Annotated in this window: 20 protein-coding genes; 7 read left to right on the forward strand and 13 right to left on the reverse strand. The window is 62.0% G+C overall.

What is annotated here, in order from left to right; genetic code table 11:
- Nucleotides 1-361: 361 nt before the first annotated feature.
- A complete protein-coding gene (locus P3G66_RS29815) occupies nt 362-649 on the forward strand; it encodes a hypothetical protein (RefSeq protein ID WP_276117588.1) in 288 nt (95 codons plus the stop codon).
- A gap of 33 nt (nt 650-682) precedes the next feature.
- Here the strand turns inward: P3G66_RS29815 and P3G66_RS29820 are convergent, their stop codons facing one another.
- Nucleotides 683-1,396, reverse strand: a complete 714-nt coding sequence (locus tag P3G66_RS29820; RefSeq protein ID WP_276117589.1) for an SOS response-associated peptidase — start codon at nt 1,394-1,396, stop codon at nt 683-685.
- Between the two features lie 85 nt (nt 1,397-1,481).
- A complete protein-coding gene (locus tag P3G66_RS29825; protein ID WP_276117590.1) occupies nt 1,482-1,853 on the reverse strand; it encodes a hypothetical protein in 372 nt (123 codons plus the stop codon).
- Between the two features lie 122 nt (nt 1,854-1,975).
- Here P3G66_RS29825 and P3G66_RS29830 point away from each other — a divergent pair, with 122 nt between their 5' ends.
- The 6 genes from P3G66_RS29830 to P3G66_RS29855 all read left to right on the forward strand — a co-directional run bounded on the left by P3G66_RS29830 (nt 1,976) and on the right by P3G66_RS29855 (nt 5,965).
- Nucleotides 1,976-2,167 carry a hypothetical protein gene (locus P3G66_RS29830; RefSeq protein WP_276117591.1) on the forward strand — a complete coding sequence of 64 codons (192 nt, stop codon included), beginning with the start codon at nt 1,976-1,978 and terminating at the stop codon, nt 2,165-2,167.
- A 448-nt stretch (nt 2,168-2,615) separates the two neighbouring features.
- The gene (locus P3G66_RS29835) at nt 2,616-2,810 is read left to right on the forward strand and encodes a hypothetical protein (protein WP_276117592.1); all 195 of its coding nucleotides are present in this window, start codon (nt 2,616-2,618) and stop codon (nt 2,808-2,810) included.
- A gap of 237 nt (nt 2,811-3,047) precedes the next feature.
- Entirely contained in the window at nt 3,048-4,292 is a 1,245-nt protein-coding gene (locus P3G66_RS29840; RefSeq protein ID WP_276117593.1) for a lipase family protein, read from the forward strand.
- Between the two features lie 49 nt (nt 4,293-4,341).
- Nucleotides 4,342-4,728, forward strand: coding sequence for a hypothetical protein (locus P3G66_RS29845; RefSeq protein ID WP_136471780.1), 387 nt, complete (start codon nt 4,342-4,344; stop codon nt 4,726-4,728).
- Between the two features lie 2 nt (nt 4,729-4,730).
- Complete coding sequence (locus tag P3G66_RS29850; protein ID WP_276117594.1) at nt 4,731-5,141, forward strand: hypothetical protein; 411 nt, start codon at nt 4,731-4,733, stop codon at nt 5,139-5,141.
- Nucleotides 5,142-5,386: 245 nt separating this feature from the next.
- Nucleotides 5,387-5,965, forward strand: coding sequence for a hypothetical protein (locus tag P3G66_RS29855; RefSeq protein ID WP_276117595.1), 579 nt, complete (start codon nt 5,387-5,389; stop codon nt 5,963-5,965).
- Between the two features lie 54 nt (nt 5,966-6,019).
- Here P3G66_RS29855 and P3G66_RS29860 read toward each other — a convergent pair whose 3' ends face one another.
- From P3G66_RS29860 to P3G66_RS29910, 11 genes are all read right to left on the reverse strand, one after another.
- The gene (locus P3G66_RS29860; RefSeq protein WP_136471774.1) at nt 6,020-6,352 is read right to left on the reverse strand and encodes a hypothetical protein; all 333 of its coding nucleotides are present in this window, start codon (nt 6,350-6,352) and stop codon (nt 6,020-6,022) included.
- Nucleotides 6,349-7,137 (reverse strand): hypothetical protein, encoded by a 789-nt coding sequence (locus tag P3G66_RS29865; protein ID WP_276117596.1) that lies wholly within the window; start codon nt 7,135-7,137, stop codon nt 6,349-6,351. Before P3G66_RS29865 ends, P3G66_RS29860 begins: the two co-directional genes overlap by 4 nt.
- 305 nt (nt 7,138-7,442) lie before the next feature.
- Entirely contained in the window at nt 7,443-8,069 is a 627-nt protein-coding gene (locus tag P3G66_RS29870; RefSeq protein ID WP_276117597.1) for a TetR/AcrR family transcriptional regulator, read from the reverse strand.
- A 105-nt stretch (nt 8,070-8,174) separates the two neighbouring features.
- Complete coding sequence (locus P3G66_RS29875; RefSeq protein WP_136471768.1) at nt 8,175-8,432, reverse strand: hypothetical protein; 258 nt, start codon at nt 8,430-8,432, stop codon at nt 8,175-8,177.
- Between the two features lie 185 nt (nt 8,433-8,617).
- A complete protein-coding gene (locus P3G66_RS29880) occupies nt 8,618-9,136 on the reverse strand; it encodes a 3'-5' exonuclease (RefSeq protein WP_276117598.1) in 519 nt (172 codons plus the stop codon).
- 25 nt (nt 9,137-9,161) lie between these two features.
- Nucleotides 9,162-9,491 carry a hypothetical protein gene (locus P3G66_RS29885; RefSeq protein ID WP_276117599.1) on the reverse strand — a complete coding sequence of 110 codons (330 nt, stop codon included), beginning with the start codon at nt 9,489-9,491 and terminating at the stop codon, nt 9,162-9,164.
- Nucleotides 9,492-9,698: 207 nt separating this feature from the next.
- On the reverse strand, nt 9,699-10,040 hold the full coding sequence (locus tag P3G66_RS29890; protein ID WP_141488966.1) for a hypothetical protein: 342 nt from the start codon (nt 10,038-10,040) through the stop codon (nt 9,699-9,701).
- 181 nt (nt 10,041-10,221) lie between these two features.
- The gene (locus P3G66_RS29895) at nt 10,222-10,758 is read right to left on the reverse strand and encodes a hypothetical protein (protein ID WP_276117600.1); all 537 of its coding nucleotides are present in this window, start codon (nt 10,756-10,758) and stop codon (nt 10,222-10,224) included.
- Nucleotides 10,759-10,934: 176 nt separating this feature from the next.
- The gene (locus P3G66_RS29900; protein ID WP_276117601.1) at nt 10,935-11,762 is read right to left on the reverse strand and encodes a DUF6884 domain-containing protein; all 828 of its coding nucleotides are present in this window, start codon (nt 11,760-11,762) and stop codon (nt 10,935-10,937) included.
- 510 nt (nt 11,763-12,272) lie between these two features.
- Complete coding sequence (locus P3G66_RS29905) at nt 12,273-12,896, reverse strand: hypothetical protein (protein WP_276117602.1); 624 nt, start codon at nt 12,894-12,896, stop codon at nt 12,273-12,275.
- 269 nt (nt 12,897-13,165) lie between these two features.
- A complete protein-coding gene (locus P3G66_RS29910) occupies nt 13,166-14,323 on the reverse strand; it encodes an SMI1/KNR4 family protein (protein WP_276117603.1) in 1,158 nt (385 codons plus the stop codon).
- Between the last annotated feature and the right edge of the window lie 786 nt (nt 14,324-15,109).

Genomic DNA, 15,109 nt, shown 5'->3' on the forward strand with positions numbered 1-15,109 from the left:
CCGCAGTGAAAGCCCACTCGGCTCGTTTCCGCAGACGCGCTGCTGCCCGGTCCCCGGCCCTGCGGAATCTGGCCGGTGAGGACATGGTGTGTTCGTCGGTCACAGCGTCTGCGGCTTCCCGTCTCCACGAGCTGCGTCCGCGTCGACGGGGGTTCGGGTTGCCATCGTCAACATCGCAGCTCCTGGGGTCCTCGCCTTCCGGCGCAGTGCATCTGTCGGCGTCAGAGAACCACACCTGCCCGGATTCGACCTACGGGGTCACAAACCCCCTCTCCCGGCACTTCACGCGTCCGTGAGGCCCGCCCGGCGCGGTGTTGCGGCACGATGATGTGCACGATCTCTCGGCGATTCGGAGGAAGCAATGAGCAAGGATTTTTACACTGCGTCAGAGCTAGCGGATCTGGGCTACGCGTCCGAGCGTCTGACGTCGGTGTTCGGCGAACCCGATTCCATCGACGGGGAGTTCAGTTGGGAGGCCGACACCGTTGTTGCCGTCGAGCGGGACGTACTCGCTCCCGCTGCTCGGATCATGTTCGATGCCTTCGCTCCGGAGTGGAACACACGGGTCCAGATGAACGGATCGAACCTCGCTCTCGGATGGCCGCAGATGGAGCAGATGCTCGCCCGGGTGACGATGCGGGAATCCTGACCTCTCGTCGAGCGCGAAGGCCCAGAACGTCAATCAGTGGACCGGTTCGAGCAAGCTCGGGTCGTTGTTCCTCGGACTATTGACCGCAGTCGAGACTTCGTAGGGTTCGAGATGCGGCTCCGGAACGGAATTGATCATGGCCTGGACCTCGCCTTTGTCGGTGAGGTTCGGATCGAGCCAGTGTTCCCAGAACGATTCGGGCAGGATCAGCGGGGATCTGTCGTGTATGTGTCCCGTGGAATCCGTAGCTGGCCGAGTCAAGACTGTACAGGTCCATACCCACTTGTTCGGATCGTCTTCGGGCAGTTCAGGATCGGGCCACAACTCGTAGAGTCCAGCCATCGCGATCACGTCGCCGTCTCCGTGAAGAAAGTACGGAACCTTCTTTCCCTCTTCGCTTTTCATCCATTCGTAGTATCCGTTCGCGGGAACGATGGCGCGCCGTTTGGATGCACTACTTCTGAATGATGGCTTCTCCGTGACGGTTTCACTGCGGGCGTTGATCAACTTGGACGCCATCTTCCGGTCTTTCGCCCAGGCAGGGAGCAAACCCCAATTGACCGTCCGGAGCTGGCGCTGGGGCTCGGAGTCGGGTTCCTCGCGTGGGGTTCGTTCGAGGATCACCCGGACAGGCTGTGTGGGGGCGACGTTGTAGGACGGGGGCAGCTCGTCGCCGACTGTTTGCATGGTGTCGAAAAACGACTGCAATTCCTTACCTGAGCTTCGATTGGCATAGCGCCCACACACCGGCTGACCTCCTCATATTCGACTACTGCCTCTATTGAACTACGTAGGGCCGACATCCGTGCTGGTCTTCCGATGGTGACCGGTGCTAGCGATTTCGGAGGCGTATTCCGCTATCCGATGAGCCGTCACCTTCCTTTCGCATCGCGACAGCTGCGAGGGCGGACAGCTCCGCCATCGGTTCCTCGAGTGCATCAATCCACTCTTGGCCACCGGTAATCACCGTCTGTACCGATTCCCAATGCCGCCTGTCGGCAAGAATCTGCAACACCTCAGCTCTTCCGTGCGGCGACAAATCCTCAACGTCGAGCATTCCGACGTTGCCCTCGTTGAGGGCAACGACAACCTCGTGAGTCTCGAGGTCCGAGATCATCGGAATCAGCGCCTCCAGAGCGAGATCAAAAACCGACGAACTGGCAGTCCAGCGCGCTCCCGACGAGAAGAAAATCGTCCCAGCCATCACGGCCTCTTTCCGATAGTGGACGCGGCAATTGATCGGTACGTCACTTTCCCAATTGAACAGCGTGGGTCCGACTTCCGCTTCAAACGGCGTGTGATGATCTCGGTGAGTACGTCAGCAGCATGGAGAGGGGTTCTGCGATCACCAGTCCTCGGCCGGCATCTGCTGATGTTGCATTAGCGATCGCAGCGGCCACAGTCCTCGGCACCACCGTCGGGGTCCTCCTCGCCGACGTGATGGCCGGCGTCGCAGTCGGAGCCGGTACGGCGGTCATCTTTCGCTTCGTGCTGCGGACGATCATCACCAGAAAATGAGCTGCTGCGCTGGTCAGCTGCGCGGAATAACTCTGCGACGGTCTTCGTTGTAGAGGCTGTCGGTGTTCGGTTCTTTGCCCCGGGTACCACCCCAGAAATGCCGCTTCGAGCGGCCACTTGCCGAGAGGCGCAAGACGGGCACCGGCCCTGTGAAGCCGCTGGACACCTTCAGGTTCCGGCGGCTTCGTCATATCTACCAGGGCTTCAGTAACACTGTGTGCCCCCGAACTCGCACGGAGTCACCTCGGAGAGAGCTATCCGCCATTCCCACGGCAGTGGAAGCCACCAGGTCCAACCACCTGCGATCATCTGAAAGCCTCCTCGAACACGTTCTTGATCCAGATCAGTGACGACCGCACTGGCTTTCCCGTGGCGGGACTCATCTGTCCACTGTGCGCGGGTTTGTCCTGCTTCGCGGCTGTTTCCGGGAGGTTGAGACACTGTCGATATGACTCGAACGCCTGCCCCGGACGAGGGCTGGAGTCCGCCGCCTGACGAGGGTCAGGCCGGAATGGTTCTTTTGCCGAATGGTTGGTGGGGGTTTCGGTACAAGGCTGGGGTGAGGCCACTCATCGTGGAGAAACCGGAAGAGCGCGACGCACCGCCGGACACGTCCGCCGGGTTCGGCCATCGGGATCACTGATCCTAGAAGTCTATAAATAGCCTTTCACCTGGTAAGACGACACGTCCCCTCACTCCTCGAAGGATCGGCCGGCCGGGCGCCTCCTCGCCCTCAGAATCAGGGGACACCCCGTTGAGTTCAACGCCCGATTTCGGACACGATGCGCAGGTCATCGAGCCGCTCGGTGACTAACCCGGCCGTGGCGCTCGTTCGTTCGTGAGCGATGCACTGCGCTCGGACTTCGACGAAAGCTGAGGAATGCGCCCCATCGCCCCGCGATCACACGTCCGAACTATCGCTGCTCTTCTGGCCGCTTGTGCGGCCGGCACCGCTGCGGTCGTTGCCCTCGCCCCGGCAGCGAGTGCGTCGCCGATCATCTACCCGGCCGCGTTGACCGACAGCTTCTACGCCTCGCCCGGCGATCTGGCCGATCACCGACCTGGTGATGTGCTCGCTGCACGGCCTGTGTCGGCGCCGGCAGGCTTTCTCAACACCGATGCGGTGCAGCTGAAGTTCCGGTCGACGAATTCCGAGGGTCACCCGATTGCTGCGGTGACCACGGTGCTTTCACCTCGCGGCGCCGCGCCGGGTCGGCCGTTGTTGTCGTATCAGCACATCATCAATGCTCTGGGGCTCGGCTGTGCGCCGTCGACCGCGATGTACACCGACGATCCGAAGCTGGCGATCCGCGAAGCCCCTGGCCTGAACCTCGCCATCGCGAAGGGATGGTCGGTAGCCGTCCCCGACCATCTCGGCCCGTCCAGCGCCTACGGGGCGGCCAAGCTCGGCGGACAGATCACCCTCGACGGCATCCGCGCCGCGCAACGATTCGACGTGCTCGGTCTCGGCGCGAGCCCCGTTGGGATGGCCGGCTACTCCGGCGGCGGAATGGCGACGGCGATGGCCGCGGCGATCGCCCCGGTCTACGCTCCGGAACTCGAGCTCGCGGGCAGCGCCTACGGCGGTGCTCCGATGAGCATCGACAAGATGGCCAAGGCTCTGGGCCAGCAAAAACACCCGGCATTCGGGCTGGCTATGGCCGCGGCGCTCGGTCTCGAACGTGAATACCCGGACCGTATGCCGATCACGAGTCAGCTCAACGCTGCCGGGCAGCAGCTGCGTGATCAGATCGCGAATGCCTGCACCAACGAGATCATGTTGTACGGCACCGGCCGATCCCTTGCCGATGTCGCGGATCCTGATGTCGGCATGGCGCTGCTCGACAGCACGAGCATTCAGGCCGTGTTCGCCGACAACAGCGTCGAAGACGTTTCTTCGGTGCCCAATGCCCCTGTGTACGAGTGGCATTCCGGAACCGACGTCCTGATCCCGGTCGAGGCGATCGACTCGACAATGGCGCGGTACTGCGAAGCCGGGGTGGCGGTCACCTCCGATGTTGTCTCCGCACCCGACCACCTCTCGGCGGCGGTGATCGGCCTACCCGGCGCACTCGAGTTCCTCGACGACCGCTTCGCCGGCATCGCTCCCACCACGAACTGCTGACACCCCACACGCCATCTCCGATACCCCACCACAGAGAGCAGAGCGCATCATGAGCATCGCAACACGATCCTCACCCTCGACGATCACGGCATGTGCCCTCACTGCCGGGCACCGCGTTCAGTTCGTTCAACCGGCAGACCTGTGGTGGACCGTCCGTGCGGTATCCGACGACCACCAATTCGTCATCCTCACCAGGCCGAACCCCGAAGGCGAGGGCGTCGTCTACACAGTCATCGACAACAACCGCGGTGTTCGAGGACCAGCCAGCATCTGGGGGAACGGCTACGAAACCGACGATCAGATTGCCCGATCGCTCAGCGACCTCGTCGATGGAAGATCGGAAGTCAGCCGCCGTCCATCGCGATGGGAACAGACGCGCATCGCCGCGGTACTGCTGCCCGTGAGTCCGTCGAGCGTCGATGGCGAGCAGCGATGACGATGACGTCGCCATATCTGAGCTGCAATGGATGTGGAATCACCACCGAGGAGAACGGAAACGGTTGCGCTGACATCGAATCCGTTCTCGAACGAGGTTGGACGTATGCCAGGGACGAAAGCTACTGCCCGATCTGCGCTGATGTGCGGTCACAGACCTGGCCGGGCACCGATGGAAGCGCCGAACCCATGATTCCGAAGGCAACTCGGCGAGTGCGCGAAACAACGATCAGGGCAGGAGTGGCCGGCATCGCGGGCGGGTTCGCACTCGCGACCATCTTTCTCGCCTTCACCCCTTACCTTGCTGGTGTCGCCTGCGGTGTGTGTCTGGCCGTGGTGTCCGCTGTCGCGTTGGCCATCCTCTGCGCGCCGGAGATCCGGCGCGAGGCCAAGACCCGGCGTATGCGCGATTGACCGATTCCGTGGCGTTAACTTGCTGACGAGTCGTCAGTTGAACACCTCCTGATGCCCCGGCGACGTCGCCGGGGCATCGCCGTATCCGGACTCTCGTATCTTTGTTCAAAACCGGAACACGTGCAGGTCAGCGGACCGCAGAGCGCCGCACGCACGCCCCGGACTCGTGCGCGTCGCTCCCGCTGCCTGACCGGGAGTTCGTGGCACAGTGGCATCGACGGCCATTTCACAAGGGGGAGCACTACATGTCAGATGTCTACTACCACCAGGTGATGCACCCGCTGGTCAGCGGCTACTTCGAGACGCTGACGGAAGTCCGCGAGGTGCTCGAAGAGAACAGACTCGAACTGAAGGACGTCTCACCAGAACACCGAGAGTGGAGGCTCGTCGAGAGCTACCTCGATGAGGGCGGCCTCGCCGCCAGGTTCCACAGGCTTCGTTACGTCCACGAGGACGAAGACGGTCCGGCCGAGCGATGGGCCTTTAGTTTGGCGACCAAGGATGCGCTCTTCAATGGTGTTCTCATCCGAGACCTGGAAACCGGTGATTGGGACGAGAATTCGCCGCTAGTGATGACCAATCGGAACACGCCCACGTACGGGGCAAGCCCGGATCTGATTCAACTCGCCGAGCGAGTCGTGGAAAACACGCGTGGCAGTGTCAACGATCACTCCGAGAGGATGAAACAAAATCGCGCCGAAGCACGTGCCCGCATCGCTGCCCAAGAGGCGGCGGAACAAGCCGAGGCGGACGCCATCGCTCGTGCGAATGCACCGCGCAGCCTGTGGCAGCGCCTGACCGCACCCCTGTTCGGGAACCGCTGACCCTCTGATCGACAGCACACTCTCTGCCCGCACGGTGCGCCGTGCGGGCAGTTTCTATTGTGCGGCGCTTACCGCATCGGAGGTAACCCATAACCACAGGTCCAATCCTGTTTTACCGTCGCCCGTAGTGGCGTGAATCTTCACACAACAGAGCCACTGTCCGTCGCTGAGGCGTGCCCACGCATAGAGGTCACCGGGCATGGTGCCCTCCAACCGGAGTCCGCCCGCGAGCACTCGTAGTGGCAGCCGGTCGGGTCGCTGCGCGTTCTTGGCCAGCGGCAGCGCACGGTTCATCTCCACCACGACCGACTTGGGCTCGGCGAGCTGGTGCAGCGTGGGGGTCAGTGGCCAGGGTTCACGCCAGCCGGTGAAATCGGGAGCGGTCATAGTGCGTGTGGAAGCGGTAGCGGTGCGGACTGTTCGGGCGCGTGAGGGTTCCATCCCACGACGCCATCTGTGGCGCTCAGATCAAATCTGGCGGACCTTGGGCGCACTCCCCTGCCACTTACTTCGACATCGACGGAAATGCCTGTGATGCGGCCGTAGCCCTGCCCGATTCCGGTATAGCCGGCCACATGCGAGTCGATGCGGATGTCTGCTCCATCCCACCGCCCTTCGGTGACTACAAGGCACGCGCCCTTGCTGCGCGCACGAGCAACCACAGCGCGTGCTCGGGTCGGCGGAACGACCGCGCCGGCAAGGCCGAGGACAACGAGATCCATCCCGTCCAGCAAGATTGCCGCCACGTCGATCGCGGCTGCACCCGGGGAGGGAATCAAGGCACATCGGGCCAGGTCCGACCCCATTTCCGTTGCAGCAAGCAAACCCAGTTTCGGTAGGCCGATGATCGCAGCATGCTTGCCGCTGCCAGTCACCGAGGCGAGCAGACTCAGCAGGACCGATGACACTCCGTCGACGGCCACGACCGACCCGCGTGCGAGTCCGCGTCTGGGGAGAAGTGTGGCGATCGCCGACGGGACTTCGAGGACACTGGTCGCCGATTCGGTGATCGTTTCTGGGCGCGTCTCGAATCGCGCCTCGGCCCGTTCCGTGGGTACGGCGGGGGCGGCGGAGCCGTCGGTTCGGGCGGGAATCGAGGCCATGCGTCGACGTAGTGCCTCGATGCGGCCAGCGGGAGACAGTTCCGCGAGCGTGTCCGGGTCGGTGGTCACAGGTGCTGACCTCCTCCGTCATAGCCTTATCGCACCACCATAGTCGAACATACTTTCGAAATCGAGTGGGGTGAGCTGCACAAAGACCGATGCTGAGGTGTTACAGAAAGTGGTTGCCGCATCATTTCGGCGAGGCATATCGTATGAGTGCGGAGGGGCGAGTATCGAAGGGGTATCTCTGCCCGCAACGCATAATGGCCCGCCAACCGGCTGTGTACTCGCCGGGGGTGGGCCACTTGCGCTTCAAGGGCTGGAACGCCCTCATACGTTCCAAGTTCGTTGCCTCGCTAACCTTTTCCCTCAGTTCACTCGACTAGATTCAGATGCGCTGTGACTAGGTCGTCGACTCTGGTCGGAAGGTCCAGGTCTTCTCGCAGGACTGCGACAGCGTTGGCCGCTCCCGAGAAGCCTGCGCAGAGATTCCAGGCGAGACGGTGGCCATGCGAGGTGTCTTTGATCGCGCCGGAGGTGATCGCCACTTCGACGAGGTCGCTGGTGTTGTCGATCCAGCGTCGGTACGACGTGTTCGCGCCTTCGACGGACGGGTCGAGGGTGAGCTTCATTCCGGCGCGGACCGTCCGGTCTTCGTCGACCTGACGGGCGAGGGTCGCGAAGATGGATCGCAGTTGTGTCACGACCGGTTCGCCAGTTTCCGCCGCGGAGGAAAAGGCTTGTGCGACTACGGTGTCCCAGTCCTCGATGAGTTGGTGGGCGATGGATCCTTTGGACGCGAAGTGGAAATAGAGTGCGCCTTTGGTGATGCGAGAGTTGGCAATGATCGTGTTGATACTGGCTGCGGCGTAGCCCTCGGTGTCGAATGTCGCGGCCGACGCGTCCAAGATCGCGCGCCGGGTGGCGATGGCGCGCGGCTGTCGCTGGCGTTGCAGGCTGCCGGCGGGTCGGCCGATGTGTGGGCGAATAGCATTGTTCATGGTCGCGGGTCCTGTCTGTGACTGTCGGCCCTGGCGGTGTTTGCCCACCGTCAGGGCATCTTCGGGTTGCAGGTTCCGGTGCGCTCGGTCACCACATTTCGCAGCTCACGAAGCGATTTCGGGGAGCGCGTACCTGCCACGGTAGGGGTCGTTGTTGAGTTCGTCAGCGACCGCGGCGTAGTCGGTGGCGTATTCGCCGATCTCGACGAGCACCTCCCAGGGGGCGAGGAGCAGCATCGAGCGGTCGATTTCTCGCGCGGGAAGGACCTTGACGACGTCACCGACGAGCACCAGATGGGCATCGCCACTGTCGTTTCCGAGCCCGAACGCGGTTTCCACAATCTCGGCGGTGATGACGGTCATTTTCGGAGCCTCTCGGTTGACGTTGACCTAACAATACAATGCCTCATTGCATTGTGCAATTCAGGTCAGCGTCATTGGTGGCGATCAGGAGTCGACTCTTTGCGCCGAATAGCGCGACGGGTGAATAGTTTCCACGAAGGTCGGCCGGTCCAGCTGAAACCGAGCCGACGATTTGTGGAATGAATTCAGTGCCCGGCGAGTTCGAGAAGAATCCTCCGGGCAGCTTCTGCGTCGCCGCGCGCTCGATGGGCTGCGCCGAGGCGGGTGTAGCGGTTGACGCCTTCCGCTTCGGCTCGGCGCTTCATGATGCAATCCCAACGGCTGGCATCGGCCAAGTGCTCGGCGGGTACGTCGTGGCGGCGACTGTCGTCGAGGATGCGTGCGCGATCGAAGTCTGCGTTGTACGCAAGCACCATTCGCCCAGCGGTGACCGCGATCAAGGCGTCGAGAACCATCGGCCAACGGGGTGCGTCGACGAGGTCGTCGAGGGTGAGCCCGTGGACGGAGTAGGCATCGGGATGGATCTCGATTCCGCCGGGGTCGACGAGAGTGTCCAGCAGAACGGCGCCGGTCAAGGCGTCGATGACGCTGACCTCGATTACTGCGGAATCGAGGTCAGCGGTTTCGGTGTCGAGAATGCAGGCCGCGCCGGGAGCAAGCATGTGTCGGGCCCACTCGCGGACGTCGACCTCGGCCCATCTCATCGTCGTCTCCGTTCGGTCCAACTCCTCACACGAACGCGCTGAACGTGCCGTCGAGGTACACCACTACTGCCATGCCGAGCAGGACCAGCCCGAACAGCGGCGCGAGCAGTCTCTGAGCAAGGCTGGCGGTTCGTCCGTCGTACAGAGTCGCAGCGACGGCCGATGCAATAACCAGGACCAATCCGAAACTTGCCACTGCCCAGGTGAGATTCCGGGTACTGGCGGCGAGGGCGATTGCGCCCACCAGCGCCAAGGCCACGATCAGGGCGCCGCATACCCTCCAGGATGTTCGGCGGACTCGGCTGACGTGGTCGGGGTCGTCGAGGTTGGCAATCGTGTGGAGGCTTTCGCTCATTGTTCTCTCCTTGCATGGGCGACATCGCGTGGATGCCGCCGAGATTGTGTTGATAATGCCGGGACACTCCGACATCTCGATAGGCGTCGTGGCCAGACCAGAAACTTGCCGGAGGGGTCTGGCCGGCGAACCGTTGACCACCAGGAAGCGGGGACGTGCCATCTCCGCACGTCAAACGCTGTTTCCCCGCATTGCGCAGCAAGCCAATCAGAGGGTGGTGATCCAATGTTCGACCGCGGTCTGGGCTGCCACGTCGATGTCGGAAAGATTAACGGCGACAGCCGCTTCGACACCGTCGAAGTGCTTCCATTCGCCACCTTCGACATCGGGGCGAATGTTCGTGATGGAGCAGATTTCGACGGTGACCTCGTCTCCTTCGCGGGCAGTAAGACGCAGGTAGGGGCAATATCCGGGAAAATTGTTGGAAAGGTAGATGCGTTCTCGCGCGGCGTCGACGGACAGGTCGAGGTCGTCGGGGAAGTCGTTTGCAGCATTTGCAGCAGCGATGAATGCGCGCTCGAACTGTTCGGGGATCGTAAGTATCGCCATTGGAACACCTTTCGTGGAGGCCAAGTCCGTTCAGGCTTGTCACTATACAAGGCTTCTTTGCATAGTTACAAGCCGGTCCGAACTGGACTCTCACTCAATGGTCTGTGCGCCTGCGCTTTTCAGCACAAATTCCGTCGCGGATCCTGACACGTCGCCGCAGTTCTGCTGACACTCCAAAGAGTCAGGATCGCGAAGATTTCGCCGAAAGGAATCCGTACAGCAGTAAGCCGCCAACCACGATCAGCAAAGTCGCCACCGTAGTCGGAACCCACGCCGCCGCTCGATTGAGTCCGTCGCCGATCAGTACACCACCCGCGACGACCCCGGCGATCGCTGCGGGTACCGCGACAACCTCACCTGGCACCGACGCCCCCAGTCCGCGGAGCTGGGTGTTCGCGGCGCGAAAACCGTAGTGCGCCGCTATCGCGACGGCCGCGATGATCACAAGCGCCAGAAGGATCACGATTCTGAACATTTCAGTGTGACGAGCCGATTGCCACAGCGAAATGGCCAACACCGGGGTGGCGAGGACACCGCACCCGATGCAAACCATCAGCGCCGCGGGATCATCGTCGTGACGCTCCCGCGCCCATGCCGATGCCCCGATGAACACCAGGCCGATCGAGAGCGCGAGCGCAAGGACCACGAACGTCCACGGAACCCACGACCACCCGGGGTAGTAGGACACGGCAACTTCGGAAGATGTTGTCGGAAACATATTTTGCGTACCTCTCGTAGGTGAATGGTGTGTGCTCGCTGGAGCTGACGTTAGCGAATATCTCGCCGAATTACTTCGCCATATGCACGGCCGTTTTTCGCTATGATGCGCGGCTCTCGTTGGCCGACAGGGCAGGTGGGAGCCCGCGATTGCACGGCAGCGATCTCCGGCGTTCCTTAGTTCAGGTGGCCGGCGGACACGATGCCGGCCAAACGCTGCTGCTGTTCGCCGATCCCTTTGGTTCCCGCCAGCGGAGTCCGAGCGTGGGGCCAGACCTGGCGGGCCAGTTCGACATAGGCACGCCCACCGAAAAGTACGACGTCAGGGTGATCGAGGAGGCCCTGCTCGCCTGCCTGCTGTCGCAGCGTCGTGGCGGTGACTGCGCCGGGCTGCCCCAAACGCAGGTCATAGGGCGCGATTTCGCGGTGAAGAGGCAGAAGTCCGTGACGTGCGGACAAGATTCGGATTGAATCAGGGCCGGTCAGAGCGGCGGCGGCACGCAGGCCCAGCCGGTGATAGGTACTGAGGTAGAGCTGTCCGGCAGGTGAGGGGACAGCGGCCTTAGTGGAGCCACACGGGACCACAACGAGAGACTTCGTATTGGATGTTTCTGTGCCCGAGGCGATTCCAGCGTCATTTGCTGCCCCTACCGTGAGGTCGTGGGCGAGGTGTTCGGCGACGGTCCAACGCAACCAGTGCCATCCTGGCAGCTCCGCAAGCGGACCGTAGCAACCGGCGGCGAACGCAGCGGTCTCGAACGGTGCCGTCCACGGCTTGATGTCGGCATTGGGGAGAGTCATCTCGATGCCGTCATAGGGGCGGTGAATTCGAGTGTGCTTCGGCCCGATTGCGACCACGGTTCCGATGTACCGGCCACCTCCTTTCGGTCCGATTCCCGGAAGGGACTCGACCAGGTCGATTTCTTCGATCAATGCACGTCCGGGCGCTGGGACGGTCAGGGTGTGGTCGTCGTAGTGATAGGTCGAGGTGTAGAGCGGAGGCATCTCGGCGGTCCCCCTTTCATCGCTGGTGTTGCTGGGTTCGAGATTTCCAACTTTACAAGACATATTTGCATTGTTGCAACTGACTTTCTTTGAACCTAAGCCGTATTCGCGTATCCGGCCCCACACAGGTGCGCCCATGTTCCCGCGTCGCTTTCGCCTCGCCCGTGCTCCACGCCACGCCGGAGAAGTGCGCTCGACAGCACGGGACATCGAAGGGGACGTGTCATCTATGCAGGTAGAACCTATTTTTGAGAGTCGAAGGGGGCGAGCCGCAGCCATCGGTGTGCTCTCCGTCTGGCACCGGGGCCGATGCAGAATTTCCGAATGACCGCCTCTTCCGAGACATGCGCGTAGGGGACGATGAGCATCAGGTGGCCGGATTGCACGACCCACCGGTCGTGCGCGGTTCGGGACAGCAACTCACTTCTCCTCGTTGTATCTGCGGTGTGCGGGCTGCACATGCCTGTAGACAGCCCCGATGGCGGGTTTCGCGAAATCGGGTCCGCGCCACTAGCTCGCCGGTTCAACTTCCTCTAGTTGCTGATCGCGCAGCTCGGCGCGCACACGCCACCACCGCCAGAGCCCGGCCCAGGCGGAGATCGGCAGCAACGCAAAAGCGCTGGCAGCGATGATATTTGCGAGATTTTGTGCGATGCGGTCGACATCGTCAGCGGTCAGACCGTCGAGGAAAGCACCGATGATCGACCCGGCCGCGAGACCGCCACCGAAGACCAGGACCGCTCCGAATCCAAGGGTCCATCCGAAGATCGCCCAGGGAGTCCAGAAGTACCTCGGTGGCGTTCGGCCGTCGTCGAGGAATTCACGCTGAAGCTCACGGAACTCCGCACGCCGGGCGCGAATACCTGCGCCCACGAACCACACGGTGGCGGAGAGGCCGGCAACCAGTACCAGCGCGTACGCGACATCACGCAGCTTGGCCGACAGGTGGGCGCCGTCGACGATTGCTGCGGCGATCGGGAGTGCACCGAACCAGATGATCACCGAGGACCATGCGTAGCGAAAGATCGTGTCGGGGCGCCCGCGGCGCACCTCCGTGCGGCGTGACCAGATGATCGCGAGCACTCCCCCGATGACCATCGTGGCCCCGATTGCTCCCATGACTGCGGGTTGCATCTTCTCCCCTTTCCGATGTGGCATGTGCTGCGCTGAGGCAGGTCCTCTGTCTCGCGGAGGGCGAGCAAGAGGGGACGTGTCATCTTCGCTGTTCAAGCCAATTTTTCGGTAGGGGGTGTCTCCGGATTTACTGGCTCGCCCGCCGGCATGTCTCAGCTCGGGGCCTCAGCTGTTGGCATGGTCGGCGCTGAATTCAATCGCCTGATGGTGAGCCCGCGGTACGCGGGCGTCACCAGCAATCAGCAATGAGCGGGCAGAACCAGCCTCCTCTATTTAGGCGTCCACTTCCAGGCAAACACGCCATCGCCCAGCTCTGGGATCCAGCCGTCAGCGAAGGGCTGACCCGTTTCCAGGGATTCGGCGAGATCTGCGAGCATCGCACTGATCGAAGTCCACTGCGGCCCGGCGTCGTCCGCGTTCTCGCGGGCGTACTCGGTCACGCAGCCCGCTAGCGTTCCTTGCCTTGTGTCGCAGAATAATTCGTATCCGTCGCGTTCTGCGAAGGTGATGTAGTCCGGGAGAAACTTTCCGCTCGGGGTCCCAGCCGGCTGAGCGCGATCCGACAACGTCGGAACACTTTCGGGGACATCGGGCAGCTCGTACACTGCCGGGGCTTCGCGGTGATGAGCCAACAGGGCATCCAGATTGAGCATGTCGTGTTGGGGGAGGAACTGCATCCAGGCGCCGGGGGCGAAACCGTTCTGGACCGAGTAGAAGTCCTTCAATTCGGTGGGCCATACGATTCCGGTCTGTGCCTCGACCCTGTCGATTTCCGATTGCTCGGCGCCTGGCGCGAAGACATCCAATGCTTGCGGAAATCCGTTTTCGGAGAACCAGTCGGCGATCCGTTCCCATTGTCGGCGCACAGTTGTCGGGTCGGTCGCACTACGAGCACGGATACCCGCCGCCACATTGTGCTGCACGCTTCCTGGTCGTGCAGGGATCGGGAGGTATCCGTCGTCGCTGTAGACGTCGCGTACTTCGACCCTGTCACCTGACTTGTAGAGACGAGTCGGCTCGACTTCCGTCACGGGCCAGATCTGGATGAACGCTTCGGGATCGGTGCGATCGGTATCCCTCCCGCGCACCGCGGCGCGGATGCGGTAGAGGCCAAGCGGTAAGCCCTCGAGGAATCCGAACTCGTGAATCCTTTCGCCTGTCAATCGAAGTGGCGGTAGACCAGCGACAACACTCTCGATCGTGCCTTCTTCGATGGTCTCCCAATCGTCGATGGTGGGAAATTCAGGGTCCGCGTCCGCCGAGTCGACGGTGATCCGGACCGGGCCGGCGGTCGAACTCAACACCAAGCGGACAACGGCGGGGCTCAATCCCATGATCTTGCCGTAAGTGTGGGCATACGGTTCACGAGGTCGCGGCCCGAGAACCAGAACCGGAGCTTCGAAATCGACCAGTGCGGAATGGAACATACAGTCATCCTCCGTGAAGTAGGGCTGTTCAGCTATGCAGCCGAGCCGACGGGTGGTGGGACAATTCGTCAATGACCCCGCCCCGCCGCGCAACAGGTGATCGGTTACTTCCAATTTTGACGACGTACGGAGCCTTCGCCGGCATGTTCGCGGCGGCGTGCTGGGTTTATGTCCGAGGACCACGCGACACCGTCATCCCGGGGGCGGTACCAGGCGTGTGGACGAGTTTCGGAAACGTGGAATCTTCGCCGTCTCTCTTTCCTCCGATCCTTGTTGGCCTGCTACTGGGCACTCTTGCGTTGCATCTTCTCGCGCGTGCGTTGCGCTATCAGGGATTCCGTATCGTGCGTGAGTCAAACAGCCCGGCGATTAACCTGGTATTCCTCTTCGGATTTCTGGGGCTACTGACTGGTGTGGCGACGTACGGAAATCTCGCACTCAATCCACCGTATCGAGAGTGGATTTACGAACGAGATCAGCCGCTGATAATCAGTGCCGACCCGATCTGGATCAGCATTCCAGGCTCTTTCCTCATTGGATCGCTCTTGATAGGAGCTATATTGTCAGTTCGGTGGCGGTTAAGTCGACAAATTGATCAATGAAACTGATTCGGTCTTGCTATACGTTTCCTGCGTAGACAAAGAACGGATCGAAGTCTCTCACTCGATTCTTTGCATAGAACCAGCCCAGCTCAGAGCCGGCAGATCGGTTCTGCCCGGAGGGAATCAGGCATACGCTGAAGCCTCCAACATTCGACATGTCTCCCGGGGTCATTTGAACGATCCC

Origin of the sequence: Rhodococcus sp. C3V (assembly GCF_029269915.1) — a bacterium.
GTDB lineage: Bacteria > Actinomycetota > Actinomycetes > Mycobacteriales > Mycobacteriaceae > Rhodococcus_F > Rhodococcus_F qingshengii.

Coding starts and splice junctions, on each gene's coding strand:
- P3G66_RS29815 (WP_276117588.1), top strand. CDS start 362: ATGAGCAAGGATTTTTACACTGCGTCAGAGCTAGCGGATCTGGGCTAC.
- P3G66_RS29825 (WP_276117590.1), bottom strand. CDS start 1,853: ATGGCTGGGACGATTTTCTTCTCGTCGGGAGCGCGCTGGACTGCCAGT.
- P3G66_RS29830 (WP_276117591.1), top strand. CDS start 1,976: ATGGAGAGGGGTTCTGCGATCACCAGTCCTCGGCCGGCATCTGCTGAT.
- P3G66_RS29835 (WP_276117592.1), top strand. CDS start 2,616: ATGACTCGAACGCCTGCCCCGGACGAGGGCTGGAGTCCGCCGCCTGAC.
- P3G66_RS29840 (WP_276117593.1), top strand. CDS start 3,048: ATGCGCCCCATCGCCCCGCGATCACACGTCCGAACTATCGCTGCTCTT.
- P3G66_RS29845 (WP_136471780.1), top strand. CDS start 4,342: ATGAGCATCGCAACACGATCCTCACCCTCGACGATCACGGCATGTGCC.
- P3G66_RS29850 (WP_276117594.1), top strand. CDS start 4,731: ATGACGTCGCCATATCTGAGCTGCAATGGATGTGGAATCACCACCGAG.
- P3G66_RS29855 (WP_276117595.1), top strand. CDS start 5,387: ATGTCAGATGTCTACTACCACCAGGTGATGCACCCGCTGGTCAGCGGC.
- P3G66_RS29860 (WP_136471774.1), bottom strand. CDS start 6,352: ATGACCGCTCCCGATTTCACCGGCTGGCGTGAACCCTGGCCACTGACC.
- P3G66_RS29870 (WP_276117597.1), bottom strand. CDS start 8,069: ATGAACAATGCTATTCGCCCACACATCGGCCGACCCGCCGGCAGCCTG.
- P3G66_RS29875 (WP_136471768.1), bottom strand. CDS start 8,432: ATGACCGTCATCACCGCCGAGATTGTGGAAACCGCGTTCGGGCTCGGA.
- P3G66_RS29880 (WP_276117598.1), bottom strand. CDS start 9,136: ATGAGATGGGCCGAGGTCGACGTCCGCGAGTGGGCCCGACACATGCTT.
- P3G66_RS29885 (WP_276117599.1), bottom strand. CDS start 9,491: ATGAGCGAAAGCCTCCACACGATTGCCAACCTCGACGACCCCGACCAC.
- P3G66_RS29890 (WP_141488966.1), bottom strand. CDS start 10,040: ATGGCGATACTTACGATCCCCGAACAGTTCGAGCGCGCATTCATCGCT.
- P3G66_RS29895 (WP_276117600.1), bottom strand. CDS start 10,758: ATGTTTCCGACAACATCTTCCGAAGTTGCCGTGTCCTACTACCCCGGG.
- P3G66_RS29900 (WP_276117601.1), bottom strand. CDS start 11,762: ATGCCTCCGCTCTACACCTCGACCTATCACTACGACGACCACACCCTG.
- P3G66_RS29905 (WP_276117602.1), bottom strand. CDS start 12,896: ATGCAACCCGCAGTCATGGGAGCAATCGGGGCCACGATGGTCATCGGG.
- P3G66_RS29910 (WP_276117603.1), bottom strand. CDS start 14,323: ATGTTCCATTCCGCACTGGTCGATTTCGAAGCTCCGGTTCTGGTTCTC.